The sequence below is a fragment of the Rhizobium sp. 05N430 genome (assembly GCF_056396985.1).
The window spans coordinates 20,013-34,774 of the sequence record NZ_JBFTMO010000001.1; the positions used below are offsets into that span (position 1 = coordinate 20,013).

The window sequence follows — 14,762 nt, forward strand, 5'->3', positions numbered from 1 at the left end:
CTTATTGGCCGCCGGCCTTGAAGCGCGCCAACCTGGCCTCGATCGCCTGCTCGCGGTGGAGGCGGTCCAGCTCATCGAGTTCGGCGCTGCTTGCGACTTCGCCCGAGGGCACGCCGGTCATGCGCGATACGGCGGCGGCTGCCTTTGCGGCGGTGGCGCCGGGCTGGGCGCGGGTGATGCCGGGCGAGACCTCGGCAGGTGCGTGCTGCGCGAGGCTGCGCTTGTAGTCGGAAAGGCGTGCCTCCGCTTCTCTTCGCGTAGCAAGAACGGCCTGCAGAGCCTTCTGGCCCTCGTCGACATGCTCCCGGGCATCGGTCAGCGCCTTGTCTAGCGCGGCGATCTGGGCCTCGAGGTCAATCTGTCGCGCAACCCCGGCCTTTGCCAGATCCTCGCGTCCTGACGATACCGCAAGACGGATCTTTCCATCCAGCGCGGTCATGTCATCGGTAATCTCGGTGCGGCGGCTGGTGATCCGATATTCCTCGGCGCGTGCCTTGCCGAGATCGGTCCGCGCCTCGTCGGCGGCGGCGTCGATCTCGCGGATCGCCTGCTCGATGATCGCCAATTTGTTGGCGCCTTCGGCCTTGTCGATGGCGGCATTGGCAATGCCGGCAATCAGACGGCCCATGCGTGAAAGAACACCCTCATTCATGTTTTCCTCCATCCGTGGGGAATTCGGCGTGACGCCGATGTGAATTTCATACCGGCCGCCCGTGACGGCCAGATAGGCGGGAAAGATATTGTCCCATCCCGGCGAATAGCCGGCGACATCGAAAGGGACGGCAACACGGCCTCTGACGGTCGCAAGCGTCAGATCTGCGGGGCCTTTGATCGCGAAGAGTTTTTCATCCAGAGGTAGCCGCGTGACGCACTGTTCCAGGCGTCCAGATGCGAAATCCCGCAGCCCGAGCGTCACCAGACGTGCTGGCAGGCCGGTCTGTTCTCTCACCGTTTCATAGGCGAGATCATGCAGCACCACGAGATTGGCGCCGGCCTTTCCCGACAGAAGATCGGCCAGTATCCCGGCCATGTGCTCGTAGGCAGCTACCGTTTCGTCGATCGCGGCGCGCGCTTCATGCCCTGGCGCCAACCTGTAGCGCAGCATGGATTGCGGTGATGTTCTTGTCGCGGATACCATGCGTTTAACATAAAGCACCGCTTTGGTGCTTTCAAGCTGGTGCTAAAAAAGAATCTTTGAGAATTAACAACGCATGATTGCGCGAAGATTTGTGATCCGGATTGGAACGGTGATGCGGGGGACCGGCTTTATTGCGGACCGGTAATCACCGACGCATCCACATCCTTGATGTCCCTCTTGCCGCAGAGCGCCATGGTGAAATCCATTTCCTTGCGCAGGATCTCGAGCGCCAGCGTCACGCCGTCCTTGCCCATGGCGCCGAGGCCGTAGAGGAAGGGGCGGCCGATATAGGTGCCTTTGGCGCCGAGGGCGACTGCTTTCAGCACGTCCTGGCCGGAGCGGATGCCGCCGTCGAGGTGGATCTCTATCTTATGGCCGACTGCATCGACGATCGAGGGCAGCATGCTGATCGAGGAGGGGGCGCCGTCGAGCTGGCGGCCGCCGTGGTTGGAGACGATGATGGCGTCGGCACCGGTTTCGGCGGCGAGCTTCGCGTCTTCCACGTCGTTGATGCCCTTGATGATCAGCGGGCCGCCCCATTTTTCCTTGATCCAGGCGACATCGGCCCAGGAGAGCCTAGGATCGAACTGCTTATGCGTCCAGATCGAGATCGAGGAGAGATCGGTGACGTTCTTGGCGTGGCCGATGATGTTGCCGAAGGTGCGGCGCTTGGTCTGCAGCATGTCCAGGCACCAGAGCGGCCGCGTTGCCATCTGCCAGATGTGTTTCGGCGTGAATTTCGGCGGGGCGGAGAGGCCGTTGCGCACGTCCTTGTGGCGTTGGCCGAGGATCTGCAGGTCGGCGGTCAGCACAAGGGCCGAGCACTTTGCCGCCTTCGCACGGTTGATCAGGTCGAGCACGAAGTCCTTGTCGCGCATGACGTAGAGCTGAAACCAGAAGGGCTTCGTCGTCACCGAGGCGACATCCTCGATCGAGCAGATGCTCATCGTCGACAGCGTGAAGGGCACGCCGAATTCTTCCGCTGCGCGAGCTGCCAGCATCTCGCCGTCGGCATGCTGCATGCCGGTCATGCCCGTTGGCGCCAGCGCGACGGGCATCGAGACCTTCTGGCCGATCATCTCGGTTTCGAGCGACCTATTGGTCATGTCAACCAGCACGCGCTGGCGCAGCTTGATCTTGGCGAAGTCGCTCTCGTTGGCGCGGTAGGTGCTCTCCGTCCAGGCGCCGGAGTCGGCATAGTCGAAAAACATCTTCGGCACACGGCGGCGGGCCAGCGTCTTCAGATCGGCAATCGTCAGCGGCTTTGACATGATATCGGCATCCTCCGGAAAGCCTTCGAGAGGTAGCATATTCACGTTCCGCTGCCAGCAGAAACATATGCTTAGGTCCGGGTTTCCGTCCTATCCGGCAGGCTTGGCAGCGGCCCATGTCAACAGCGCGTCGAGCGCCGGGCAGAGCGATTGGCCCCAGTCGGTGAGGCAATATTCCACCTTCGGCGGCACTTGGTGGTGGACGATACGCCTGACGATGCCATCGGCTTCCATCTGGCGCAGCTGCTGGATCAGCATCTTTTGCGAGATCGCCGGGATCGCCCGTTCCAGATCGGAAAAGCGCAGCACATTGCCGCCGAAGAGATGGAAGAGGATGACGAGCTTCCAGCGGCCCTCGAGCATGCGCAGGACATTTTCGACGCCCTCGGCAGCGGTCGATGGCGTCAGGTCATCGGTGGACTTACTTTTAGGTAAGTACCCTACTTTTTCGTGCGTACTTGTCATCTCGAAAGCCTAAAGCCATCTTCGTCTTCAAGCAACGCGATTGTTTTGGACGGCGGCGCCCCGTCCTCCAACACAAGAGGACAGACATGACCATAGCTCAGACATTTCCGATCATTCCCGAGGAGTTTTCCGGCAAGCGCGTGCTGGTGACAGGTGGCACGAAAGGGGCGGGTGCCGCGATCCTTCGCCGGTTTGCCGCAGCTGGCGCCGAGACCATCACCAGTGCCCGTTCGGCGCCGGATGCCGGTACGCCTGCGACGCTCTTCGTGCCCGCCGATCTTTCGACACCGGAAGGCGTGGAGGTTCTGGCGCGTGCCGCGCTCGAACAATTCGGCGGGATCGACATTCTCGTTCATACGCTCGGCGGATCGGCAGCGCCGGGCGGCGGTTTTGCGGCCTTGACGGAGGAGCATTGGCAAAACGAGCTGGCCCTCAACCTGATGCCTGCCGTCCGTCTCGACCGGCTACTCGTGCCGCAGATGATCGAGCGCCGAACGGGTGTGGTGATCCACATATCGTCCATCCAGCGGCGGCTACCGCAGCACGAGGCGACGATTGCCTATGCGGCGGCGAAAGCGGCGCTCAGCAATTACAGCAAGGCGCTGTCGAAGGAGCTCGGACCGAAGGGCGTGCGGGTCACGGCGGTGGCGCCGGGCTGGATCATGACCGAGGCGTCGGACCGGCTGGTGTCGCGGATATCGGAAGCCAATGACATCGATGCCGAGGCCGCCAAGCAGAGCATCATGGATGCGCTCGGCGGTATTCCGGCCGGCCGCCCAGCCTATCCCGAGGAAGTTGCCGAGCTCGTTGCCTTCCTCGCGTCCGATCGGGCGGCGTCGATTCATGGCGCCGAGTTCACCATCGATGGCGGAACGGTGCCGACCGTGTGAAGCTTTGGCGGGGCGGCCTTGGCCGCCCCTTTCAGCCGCGCATCACCCAGCGGATGGCGCCGACGGCGGCGAAAGCCATCAGCGGCCAGATGGCCCAGAATGTGCCGCTCCAGGAGAGCAGGTTGATGGCGATCAGGCCGAGGCCGATGATGGCGAGACCGGCGAGCTGCTGGTCGACGCGGTTTTGCAGGCGGGCGATCGTCATGGCGGCGGCGAAAGCGAGCACGAGGATCGGCCAGACGGCCCAGAGATTTCCCTCCCAGGTGAGCGCGTTGATCAGGGCGAAAAAAGCCGCGGCGATGGCGAAGATGCCGAGCAGCTTGCGGGCGCGTGATGGCGAAGCCGTTGACCGCTGATCCGGGCGGGCGGGGGAGGCGGCCGGTGCTCCGGAGGCTGCGGCTTGCGCGGCAGCTTGGGCTGGATGACTCTCGCCGATGCGGATGGCGTAGCTCGGTATCGCTTCGGAGACATTCTTGACGCTAAGCGGGCCGAGGAAATCGAAACCAACAGGCACCTTGTTGCGGACCTGGTCATAGACGGTGTTGGAGATGACGATGCCGCCGGCCGGTGCCGAGGCCTGCAGGCGGGCGGCGATGTTGACGCCGTCGCCGTAGATATCGGCGCCCTCGACGATGATGTCGCCGAGATTGATGCCGATGCGGAAGAGCATCTGTTCGCTCGCCGGTTTGGCGCTGTTGAAGCCTGCGAGTTCGGTCTGCACATCGACGGCAGCGCGGACGGCCTCGACGACGCTCGGAAACTCGGCGATCAGGCCGTCGCCCCAGGTGTTGACGACGCGGCCGCCATGGGCGGCAATCAGACCGGACATGGACTCGCGGTAGCGCTTCAGCGTCGCCAGCGTGCCTTCTTCGTCAAGGCCCATCAGGCGCGTATAGTCCTGCACATCGGCGGAGAAGATGGTCGTCAACCTGCGTTGCGTCTCGCTCATGCTTCCCCCCGATTTTGAGTCCCTATCTCAAAGCGCTGCCTTCATTGCGTTGCCGGCGACATATGTCTCGACGATCGAGCGGTCGTCGCCCATCGTCTGCAGCAGGAAGAGTTCTTCCACCAGCGTTTTGACCACGTCCATCTTCAACGCCATGGCCGGTGTAGCGGCGGCATTGAGGACGACGATATCGGCATCGGTGCCTGTCTCCAGCGTGCCGATGCTGTCTGCGAGCGACAGCACTTCGGCATTGCCCAATGTCATATGGTAGTAGCTGTCCAGCGGGTTCAAGCGTTCGCCGAGCAGCTGCTGGATCTTGTAGGCCTCGTCCATCGTCCTGAGCATCGAATAGCTGGAGCCGCCGCCGATATCGGTGGCAACGCCAATGCGCACAGGCTTGTCGCGGCGCGATAGGGCCTTCAGCGGGAAGAGGCCGGATCCGAGGAATAGGTTCGATGTCGGGCAATGGACGGCGATGGAGCCTGCCTCGCTCATCGCATCGGCTTCGCGATCGGAGAGATGGATGCAGTGGCCGAACAGCGTCTTTTGGCCGAGCAGGCCGTAGCGGGCGTAGATATCCGTATAGTCGATCGCCTCTGGATAGAGCTCGCAGGTGTAGCGAATCTCGTCGTGGTTCTCGGAGAGATGCGTCTGGATATGCAGATCGGGGAATTCGCGCGCGAGCGCTCCGGCTGCTTCCATTTGTTGCGGCGTCGAGGTGATGGCGAAGCGCGGGGTTATGGCGACATGGTTGCGCCCCCTGCCGTGCCATTCGGCGATCACGGCGCGGGTCTCGTCATAGCCCATTTCAGCCGTGTCGAGCAGGCCCTGCGGGGCGTTGCGGTCCATCATCACCTTGCCGCCGACCATGCACATGCCGCGCTTCATGGCCTCGGCGAAATAGGCGTCGGCGGAGGTCTTGTGGACGGAGCAATAGGCGACCGCCGTCGTCGTACCGTGGCGGATCAGCTCGTCGTAGAAATGCGTGGCGATCTTCTGTGCATGCGCGCTCTCGACGAAGCGGCATTCCTCCGGGAAGGTGTAGGTATTCAGCCATTCCAGGAGGTTGGCGGCGTAGGAGGCGATGACCTGCATCTGCGGGAAATGCAGATGGGTGTCGATGAAGCCGGGCATGATGAGATGCGGGCGGTGGTCGATTTCCTCGGCATCGTCAGGCGCCTTTGCTTTCACATCGGCATAGCTGCCCACAGCGATGATCTTGCCGCCCTCGATCAGAAGGCCGCCATCGGTCTCATAGCGGTAGCTTTCCTGATCGCTCAGGCTTTGCGGGGCGCGCTTGAACGAGAGCAGGCGCCCGCGCAGAAGTTTCACTGTCATTCCTGTTTGCCTTCGACTGCGCTTTCGAACCAGGCGACGAGCAGCTTGCGCTCGTCGGCGGTTATCTCTGTGACATTGCCGGGCGGCATCGCATGGCTGCGGCCTGCCTGTATATAGATTTCCCGGGCGTGGGCGGCAATTTCCGCGTCGTTTTCCAGCATGACATTCTTCGGCGCCCGGACGATGCCGTCATAGACGGGCTCGGCCGCGTGGCACATGGAACAACGCGTGCCGATCAGCTGCTTGACGGCGGGGAAATGCGGATCGCCGGCGAATTGCTGGAAGGCAGGGGCGACGGCCGCCGCATCGGCATCCTTCTCGCCGGTGAGCACCTTCGGCACCGTCGAGAGCCACATGATCAGGATAAACAGGATCACGGTGGCGATCCAGGTCCAGGTCGGGCGGCCCTTTCTGGCATGGGTGGTGTTGAACCAGTGGCGGATGGTGACGCCCATCAGGAAGACGAGGGCGGCGATGACCCAGTTGAAGGCGGTGCCGAAGGCCAGCGGATAGTGGTTCGACAGCATGAAGAAGATGACGGGCAGCGTCAGGTAGTTGTTGTGCAGCGAGCGCTGCTTGGCGATCTGTCCGTATTTCGGATCGGGTGTGCGCCCGGCGATCAGGTCGGCGACGACGATCTTCTGGTTGGGGATGATGATCATGAAGACATTGGCCGACATGATCGTCGCGGTGAATGCACCGAGATGCAGGAAGGCGGCGCGGCCGGTGAAGAGCTGGGTATAGCCCCAGGCCATGAATACCAGCACCGCATAGAGCACGATCATCAGGCCCCAGGTATTGCGGCCGAGCGGTGATTTGCAGAGCAGGTCATAGACCAGCCAGCCGCCGGCAAGCGAGGCGAGCGAAATCAGGATCGCCGTCATCGGGCTGATATCCAGCACATGGCGGTCGATGAGGAAGAGATCGGCACCGCCGTAATAGACGATACAGAGCATCAGGAAGCCCGAGAGCCAGGTGAAATAGCTCTCGTATTTGAACCAGGTCAGATGCTCCGGCATCTGCGCCGGGGCCACCAGATATTTCTGGATGTGATAGAAGCCGCCGCCATGGACCTGCCACTCCTCGCCATAGGCGCCGGCCGGCAGATGCGGCCGCTTCACCAGGCCGAGGTCGAGGGCGATGAAATAGAAGGACGAGCCGATCCAGGCAATCGCGGTGATGACGTGAAACCAGCGCGCTGCAAAGGCGAACCATTCCCACGCTATGGCGTATTCATACATGCTGTTCCCCTGTCTTCCTCCGACTCGTCACATTGCAGAATGTTGATGCGCGAGGGAAGGGGGAAGTTGGCTTCACAGACCGGTCGGGATCGCCGATAGTTGCGGGGCAGCTATGAAGGAGAGGGCTGATGATCCTTGCGCTCTACAGCGACCAGGTGATTGCCGAGAATGCGCCGATGGACAGGCGGCTGGCAGAGATCGTGCGCCAGCGCGGCGACCATATCGGCTATGTCTCCTCCGGCCCGGATCCCGACCGCGATTTCTTCAACGAAAAGGTGGCCTACTATACGGAATATGGGCTGAAGCTCGATCCGTTCATCGATCTCGACGACATCGTGCCTGACGATCTCAAGCGGCTGTTTTCCTGCAATGCGATCCACCTGTCCGGCGGCCATACCGGACATTTTTTGCAGCGGCTGCGGAACGCTGATGTGCTCGAACGGTTACGTGCCTGGACACGCGACGACGGCATCCTGATCGGCACCATCGCCGTCGATGCCTTCTTCCTGGGCCAGCAGCCCGCCGAGATCACCGATGGCGAGGCGCTCGACCTCGTCCCCTTCGAGTATTTCCCGCATCTGAACGAGGACGAACGCTTCCTTCCGGCGCTGCTGCGCTACAGCGAGACGATCACCAACCGGATCGTCGCCTGCCGGGATGGCGAGGGGCTGATCGTCCACAAGGACGGGGTGGAAATATTTGGCAAGCCGCTGCTGATCTTTCGCGGATCGGCTGATGTTGTCAGCCTGGACGGGCTCGATGCACTGATGGGACCGCACGGCCGTCTTGAAATGTGACGACTTCGTTACACCTTCATTTGAGGGCCGCCGCATTGCTGCGAGAGCGCATATCCGGTGGGGCATTCATCTGGAGATGTGCCCATGCGAAGCTTACTGGCATGCGTATTGATTGCCTTTGCGCCCGGCGCTCTGGCGCATGATGCGGCGTCCGGATGGGCTTATGATCCCTTCTGCTGCAATGGCGACAGCGAGACCGGCGATTGCCAGATGATTCCGTCGAAAAGCGTCAAGGTGACACCCAACGGCTACCGGGTGACGCTGGTGCCGGGCGACCACCGGCTGGTGACGCGCTATCACGTTTTCCTGCTGCCTTTGACCAAGGCGATGCATTCCGGCGATGGCGATTATCACCTCTGCCTGTTTCCCAACGAGGATACGCCGCGCTGCTTCTATGCGCCCGAAATGGGCTATTGAGACGGCGCTTCGGTGCCGTGCATCTCCGTCAGGATCCAGTTTCTGAAAGCCTTGATTTTCGGGACGTTGCGGCGGTTTTCGGGGTAAGCCAGCCAATAGCCGCGGCCATCTGTGCATTCCAGGTCGAAGGGGCGGATCAGCTTGCCGCTGGCGAGCTCGTCCGGGTAGAAAGCCGGCGTCAGGATGGCGACGCCCTGGCCGGCGACGGCGGCGGCCGCTTCGTAGGCCTGGGCGCCATAGAAGCTCGATGCCCGTGTTTTCAGGTTCGATGTCGGAACGCCGGCCGCCTCCAGCCACTGGTGCCACCAGGGATCTGTCGTATCGAAAATGCGCAGCTTCAGGAGATCGGCGGGTTCATGGATGCCGCCGATGGTCCCGGCGAGCGCCGGGCTCAGCATCGGGGTGAAATAGACATCCATGAGTTTCTCGGCGCGAAGCCCCGGCCATTCGCCGGTGCCGGAACGGATGCCGATATCGAAGGCCTCGCGGCCGAGATCGACCAGCGTGTCCGATGTGTTCATCCGCACGGCGATATTGGGATGGGCGAGCTGGAAGAGGCCGAGCTTCCGGGCCAGCCACTGTGAGGCGAAGGTTGCGAGGCACGTGATCTGCAGCGTCACTTCGGTCTCGCCGCGCGCCTCGGCCATGGCGAGCTGCAGCGTCTCGAAGGCTTCCGTCACCTGCGGCGCCAGCCTTTCCCCGGTTTCGGTCAGGCTGATCTGCCGCGGGCGGCGCAGGAACAGCGGCTCGCCGATATTCTCTTCCAGCAATTTCACCTGATAGCTCACCGCCGTCTGGGTCATGCCGAGCTCTTCGCCGGCCTTGGTGAAACTGCTATGCCGCGCCACGGCCTCGAAGACGCGCAGCGCATTCAGCGGGAATTGCCTGGAGAGCTTCATGGATAAGTTCTCTTTATGCGTTCGCATGTTTGTTCGATTGGAATTGCAGCATTTTCGGGCGCAGACTGCAAGTCATACCGTCAAGTGAATGAAGGTGACTGTCATGAAAGACTCAACGATCGAACGCAATGAACTGCACCACGAGCTGCCGGTAAAAGCGCTTGTCTCGCGTCTTCGGGCATGGGTCTACCGCACGTTCGTATACTCGTCGCGGCTCGACCCCGACACCATGCCCGACCGGGTCAGGCGCGATCTGGGGTTCCTGGATGGCCGGGAACCGCACGATCATTTCGAGCGCTGGCCATAAACAGCTAACGCTGCCAGAATCTCGGCGGCGGTCATGGCGGCGATCACTTCCGGGCGCTTGTCGCGGACGGCAGAGCCGCCGATCGGCAATGTCAAACGCTCGAGCCAGCGCCTTTCGCCGCCCTCGCGCGACAGCCAGCTCGAAAACGTAGCACGCTTGGTGGCCGAGCCGATCATGCCTGTGTAGGCGAGGTCGGTTCTCGCCAGCGCCTCGCGGGCGATCAGGAAATCGAGGGCATGGTCATGCGTCAGGATGACGATGGCCGAGCCTGCCGGCACCTCGGCGATCAGCGCCTCGGGCATCGGCGTCAGCAGGGTTTTGGTTTCGGCGGGCAGGTTTGTCAGTTCTTCCTTGCGGGTTTCGATGACCGTCACGGCGAGCGGCAGCGGCGCAAGGGCAGCTGCCAGTGCCCGGCCGACATGGCCCGCGCCGAACAGATAAGCGGCCGGTCGGTGTTCGGCTTCGTCGACGCGCCTGGTTTCCAGCTCCTCCAGGATATCGGTGGTCACCCTGCGGAAGCGCAGCTGCGTGCGCCCGCCACAGCATTGGCCGATCTCGGGGCCGAGCGGGATGTCCATGGTTTCCTTGCCGCTGTTTTGGAGCAGGCTGCGGGCGTTTTCGATCGCCAGATATTCGAATTGACCGCCGCCGATCGTGCCCCAGATGGCGGTGGGGGAGACGAGCATGAATGTGCCGGTTTCACGCGGGGTGGAGCCCTGGGTGCCGGTGATCTCGATCAGGATGGTGGCGGGGTGGGTGAGGAGGAAGTCGGTGAAGGTGGTCATTGTTTTGTGACCGGGAGGTTTGTGGGTGGGGTACCCCCCTCTGTCCTGCCGGACATCTCCCCCTCAAGGGGGGAGATTGGCTGGGGGCGCCGGTTTCCCCAAACAACTGACGTCGAAGGATCATTATGGTGCGAGCGGATGCCTCCAGCTGCTCTCCCCCCTTGAGGGGGAGATGCCCGGCAGGGCAGAGGGGGGTAAGCCACGAACGCCACCCCGCCGCCCCTCACACCATCTTCATCCGCTCGACCGCCATCAGCACACGCTCCGGCGTGGCAGGCGCATCGAGCCGCGGGCAGACCTTGTAATCGGCGACGCTGGCAACCGCCATGGAGAGCGCTTCCAGCACCGAGATCGCCAGCATGAACGGCGGCTCGCCGACGGCCTTCGAGCGGCCGATCGTCGCTTCCTTGTTTTCCGACCATTCCGCCAGCTTGACGTTGAACACCTTCGGGCGGTCGGAGGCGAGCGGGATCTTGTAGGTGGAGGGGGCGTGGGTACGCAGCCGCCCCTTGTCGTCCCACCAGAGCTCCTCGGTCGTCAGCCAGCCCATGCCCTGCACGAAGGCGCCCTCTACCTGGCCGATATCGATCGCCGGGTTCAGCGAGCGGCCGACATCGTGGAGAATATCGGTGCGGTCGATGAGGTATTCGCCGGTCAGCGTGTCGATCGTAACCTCGGTGCAGGCGGCGCCATAGGCGAAATAATAGAAGGGCGTGCCGCGGCCGGCGGCGCGGTCCCAGTGGATTTTCGGGGTCTTGTAAAAGCCAGCCGCCGAAAGCTGGACGCGGGCGAAATAGGCCTGCTTGATGAAATCCGGGAAGGGGATTTCCGTTTCGCCAACCCGCACGCGGTTCGGCAGGAAGATCACGTCGGCCGGATCGACGCTCCATTTCTCGGCAGCAAAAGCGACGAGGCGGTCCTTCAGCTGCCGGGCGGCGTCATAGGCGGCCATGCCGTTGAGGTCGGAACCCGAGGAGGCTGCCGTTGCCGAGGTGTTCGGCACCTTGCCCGTGGTCGTCGCGGTAATCTTCACCCGATCGATATCGACCTGAAAGCTGTCGGCCAAGACCTGTGCCACCTTGGTATAGAGGCCCTGGCCCATCTCGGTGCCGCCATGGTTCAGGTGGATCGAGCCGTCCTGATAGATATGAACGAGGGCGCCCGCCTGGTTGAAGGCGGTCATGGTGAAGGAGATGCCGAATTTCACCGGCGTCAGCGCAATGCCCTTGCGGATGTAGCGGCTGTCGCGGTTGAAAGCGATGATTGCGTTGCGGCGGGCCTGGTGATCGGCGCTTTCCTCGAGTTCCTCGACGATGCGCAGGACGATGCTGTCCTCGACCTCCTGATGATAGGGGGTCGTCGTGCGGCCGGAGCCCGGTTGGCCGTAGAAGTTCAGCTTGCGAACATCCAGCGGGTCCTTGCCGGTGGCATAGGCGATTTCTTCGATGAAGCGCTCGGCGCCAAGCATGCCCTGAGGGCCGCCGAAGCCGCGGAAGGCGGTGTTGGAGACGGTGTGGGTCTTCAGCGGCTTCGACTGCAGATGCACATGCGGGTAGAAGTAGCTGGAATCGGCGTGGAACAGCGCGCGGTCGGTGACCGGGCCGGAGAGATCAGACGAGAAACCGCAGCGTGCCGCATAGGTGGCATCGACCGCGTGGATGCGGCCTTCGTCGTCGAAGCCGAGCTCGTAATCGACGAGGAAATCGTGGCGCTTGCCTGTTGCGGTCATGTCCTCGTCGCGATCCGGGCGGAATTTGACGGCGCGCTTCAGCTTCTTGGCGGCGATGGCGGCGAGGGCTGCAAACTGGTTGCCCTGCGTTTCCTTGCCGCCGAAGCCGCCGCCCATGCGGCGCACGTTGACCGTCACGGCATTGGACGGAATGTCGAGCACATGGCCGACGATATGCTGGATCTCGCTCGGATGCTGCGTCGAGGACCAGACGGTGACCTCGTCGTCCTCGCCGGGGATCGCCATAGCGATGTGTCCCTCGAGATAGAAATGCTCCTGGCCGCCGATGCGCATCTGGCCGCGCAGCCGGTGCTTGGCATTGTCCATCTCGCTCTTGGCTTCACCGCGCCTCAGCGTCATCGGGGTGATGACGAGAGGGCTGCCGTTTTCCAGCGCGCCGTCGATATCGCTCCAATGCGGCAGGTCGCGATACTCGATCTTCGCCTTGCGGGCGGCGTGGCGGGCGGCTTCCCGGGTTTCGGCGATGACGGCAAAGATCGGCTGGCCGTGGAATTCGACCTTGGTTTCGGCAAGCAGCGGCTCGTCATGGCTGCCGTTCGAGGAGACGTCGTTGACCCCCGGCACGTCCTTGCCGGTGAAGACGAGGATGACACCGGGGTGGCGGCGGACATCCGAGAGATCCATGCTGAGGATATCGGCATGGGCGCGGTCGGAGGTGCCCAGCGCGCCGTGCAACAGGCCCGCTGGTTCCGGAATGTCGTCGATATAATCGGCACTTCCGGTGACGTGCTTATGCGCTGAATCATGGCGCAGCGAGCCGTGCATCGGGCCGGAAATCATGGCCTTTGGGTTTTCGAAGGTGGATTTATCCATGGGGATGCTCCGCCGTAATTTTGGTCGCGGCCCTCAATGCCACCCTCATTCCTGTGCTTGTCACAGGAATCCAGCCACGGCGCGTCTGCGCCGTGAAATACTCTCCCGCACCCATAGACATGGGCGCACTGGATTCCTGGGACAAGCACAGGAATGAGGGAAAGGAGGAGGGGCCCTCGCACATCTCAAGCAGCTGAGTGTAAGGTGAGACCGCCATCACGCCACCCCCTCGAACCGCTTGAGTTCCACCGGCGTCCCCACCGTTTCCAGATAAAACCGCATCAGCAAGTTCTTCGCCGCAAGCTGACGGTATTCGGCGGTGGCGCGCCAATCCGTCAGCGGCTGGAAGTCGGCGTCGAAGGTGGGGCGGGCGTCGTCGATGGTGGCTTCGGTCCAGGGCTTGCCCATCAGATCGGATTCGACGGTGCGGGCGCGTTTCGGGGTTGCCGCCATGCCGCCGAAGGCAATGCGGATGTCGTTGACGTCACCGGCGTCGTCGAGCGTCAGGTAGAAGGCGCCGAGGGTGGCGGTAATATCCTCGTCGCGGCGCTTGGTGACCTTGTAGACGGCGAAATGGCTGCCCTCGGCGGGGTAGGGCACGAAGACGCTTTCGACGAATTCGCCCCGTTTGCGGTCCTGTTTGCCATAGGCGATGAAATAATCCTCGAGCCGCAGCATGCGGGTGCCAGCTGCGGAGCGCAGCTTCAGCGTCGCGCCGAGGGCGATCAAAGGCGGCGGGCTGTCGCCGATCGGCGAGCCGTTGGCGATGTTGCCGCCGATGGTACCCATGTTGCGCACTTGCTCGCCGCCGATGCGGTTGATCAGGGCGGCAAGCGCCGGCACCTTCTTCGCCAGCACTTCGAAGGCCTTCGTATAGGTGACGCCCGCCCCGAAGGTGACGCCGCCGTCGGTGACCTTGATCGTCTGCAATTCGCTGAGGTGGTTGATGAAGACGACAGGGTTCAGCGCCCGCATTTGCTTCGTCACCCAGAGCCCGACATCGGTCGAGCCGGAGACGATGGTGGCGGATTTTTCTTCCGCCAGAATACGGGCCAGCGCCTCGACAGAACCGGGAATCATCAGCCTTCCGTCATCGGAGGTGACGGTGATGGTCTCGCGCGGCTGCATCGCCCAGAGGCGGGCGACGATATCGGAGCGGGTCTTTTCCAGAGGGTCGAACAGCGTGCTCGGGCGCGCCCTGGCGATGGCTTCGGCCGCCTTGACGATCGGCTCGTAGCCCGTGCATCGACAGAGATTGCCCTGCAGCGCCTTTTCGATCTGCGGGCGGCCGGGCTTGTCGTTGGAGAGCCACAGGCCGTAGAGCGACATGATGAAGCCCGGCGTGCAGAAGCCGCATTGCGAGCCATGGTAATCGACCATCGCCTGCTGCACCGGATGCAATGTGCCATCCTTGGCCGCCAGATGCTCGACGGTGACGACATGAGTACCGTTCAGCGAGCCGATGAAGCGGATGCAGGCGTTGACGGATTCATAGGCGAGCTTGCCATCTACAAGGCGGCCGACGAGCACCGTGCAGGCGCCGCAATCGCCTTCCGCGCATCCTTCCTTCGTGCCGGTCAACCGGCGCTTCAACCGCAGAAAATCGAGCAGAGTCTCGGTCGGTCGGACATCTTTGAGTGCGATGTCCTCGCCATTGAGGATGAAGCGGATGCTGTCGCTCATGATGTTCCTTATTGTTGTTTTT

14 protein-coding genes are annotated in these 14,762 nt (G+C 62.6%); 4 read left to right on the forward strand and 10 right to left on the reverse strand.

The window, feature by feature from the left end:
- Position 1: 1 nt before the first annotated feature.
- The 3 genes from AC1DJO_RS00115 to AC1DJO_RS00125 form a co-directional block, all read right to left on the reverse strand.
- The gene (locus tag AC1DJO_RS00115; protein ID WP_477968305.1) at positions 2-1,138 is read right to left on the reverse strand and encodes a PspA/IM30 family protein; all 1,137 of its coding nucleotides are present in this window, start codon (positions 1,136-1,138) and stop codon (positions 2-4) included.
- Between the two features lie 128 nt (positions 1,139-1,266).
- A complete protein-coding gene (locus AC1DJO_RS00120) occupies positions 1,267-2,409 on the reverse strand; it encodes an alpha-hydroxy acid oxidase (RefSeq protein WP_477969189.1) in 1,143 nt (380 codons plus the stop codon).
- Between the two features lie 90 nt (positions 2,410-2,499).
- Positions 2,500-2,874 (reverse strand): winged helix-turn-helix transcriptional regulator, encoded by a 375-nt coding sequence (locus tag AC1DJO_RS00125; protein WP_477940428.1) that lies wholly within the window; start codon positions 2,872-2,874, stop codon positions 2,500-2,502.
- Between the two features lie 86 nt (positions 2,875-2,960).
- Between AC1DJO_RS00125 and AC1DJO_RS00130 the strand changes: the two genes are divergently transcribed.
- On the forward strand, positions 2,961-3,764 hold the full coding sequence (locus AC1DJO_RS00130) for an SDR family oxidoreductase (protein ID WP_477968307.1): 804 nt from the start codon (positions 2,961-2,963) through the stop codon (positions 3,762-3,764).
- 31 nt (positions 3,765-3,795) lie between these two features.
- On the opposite strand, the gene AC1DJO_RS00135 is transcribed toward AC1DJO_RS00130, so the two are convergent.
- From AC1DJO_RS00135 to puuD, 3 genes are read right to left on the reverse strand one after another with little or no spacing between them, the layout of a single operon-like run.
- Positions 3,796-4,713, reverse strand: coding sequence for an adenylate/guanylate cyclase domain-containing protein (locus tag AC1DJO_RS00135; RefSeq protein ID WP_477968309.1), 918 nt, complete (start codon positions 4,711-4,713; stop codon positions 3,796-3,798).
- A 27-nt stretch (positions 4,714-4,740) separates the two neighbouring features.
- Entirely contained in the window at positions 4,741-6,048 is a 1,308-nt protein-coding gene (gene guaD, locus AC1DJO_RS00140) for a guanine deaminase (protein ID WP_477968311.1), read from the reverse strand.
- Positions 6,045-7,289, reverse strand: coding sequence for a urate hydroxylase PuuD (puuD, locus tag AC1DJO_RS00145; protein WP_477968313.1), 1,245 nt, complete (start codon positions 7,287-7,289; stop codon positions 6,045-6,047). Before puuD ends, guaD begins: the two co-directional genes overlap by 4 nt.
- Before the next feature lie 128 nt (positions 7,290-7,417).
- Between puuD and AC1DJO_RS00150 the strand changes: the two genes are divergently transcribed.
- Together AC1DJO_RS00150 and AC1DJO_RS00155 are read left to right on the forward strand one after the other, a co-directional pair.
- Positions 7,418-8,086, forward strand: coding sequence for a Type 1 glutamine amidotransferase-like domain-containing protein (locus AC1DJO_RS00150; RefSeq protein ID WP_477968315.1), 669 nt, complete (start codon positions 7,418-7,420; stop codon positions 8,084-8,086).
- Between the two features lie 84 nt (positions 8,087-8,170).
- Entirely contained in the window at positions 8,171-8,503 is a 333-nt protein-coding gene (locus AC1DJO_RS00155; protein ID WP_112537949.1) for a hypothetical protein, read from the forward strand.
- Here the strand turns inward: AC1DJO_RS00155 and AC1DJO_RS00160 are convergent.
- Complete coding sequence (locus AC1DJO_RS00160) at positions 8,497-9,402, reverse strand: LysR substrate-binding domain-containing protein (RefSeq protein WP_477968317.1); 906 nt, start codon at positions 9,400-9,402, stop codon at positions 8,497-8,499. The genes AC1DJO_RS00155 and AC1DJO_RS00160 overlap by 7 nt on opposite strands.
- Before the next feature lie 103 nt (positions 9,403-9,505).
- Here AC1DJO_RS00160 and AC1DJO_RS00165 point away from each other — a divergent pair, with 103 nt between their 5' ends.
- Entirely contained in the window at positions 9,506-9,709 is a 204-nt protein-coding gene (locus AC1DJO_RS00165; protein ID WP_477968319.1) for a hypothetical protein, read from the forward strand.
- On the opposite strand, the gene xdhC is transcribed toward AC1DJO_RS00165, so the two are convergent.
- The 3 genes from xdhC to xdhA form a co-directional block, all read right to left on the reverse strand.
- Complete coding sequence (gene xdhC / locus AC1DJO_RS00170; RefSeq protein WP_477968321.1) at positions 9,688-10,494, reverse strand: xanthine dehydrogenase accessory protein XdhC; 807 nt, start codon at positions 10,492-10,494, stop codon at positions 9,688-9,690. The genes AC1DJO_RS00165 and xdhC overlap by 22 nt on opposite strands.
- A gap of 223 nt (positions 10,495-10,717) precedes the next feature.
- Positions 10,718-13,057 carry a xanthine dehydrogenase molybdopterin binding subunit gene (xdhB, locus tag AC1DJO_RS00175; protein ID WP_477968323.1) on the reverse strand — a complete coding sequence of 780 codons (2,340 nt, stop codon included), beginning with the start codon at positions 13,055-13,057 and terminating at the stop codon, positions 10,718-10,720.
- Positions 13,058-13,273: 216 nt separating this feature from the next.
- Complete coding sequence (gene xdhA, locus AC1DJO_RS00180; protein ID WP_477968325.1) at positions 13,274-14,740, reverse strand: xanthine dehydrogenase small subunit; 1,467 nt, start codon at positions 14,738-14,740, stop codon at positions 13,274-13,276.
- Between the last annotated feature and the right edge of the window lie 22 nt (positions 14,741-14,762).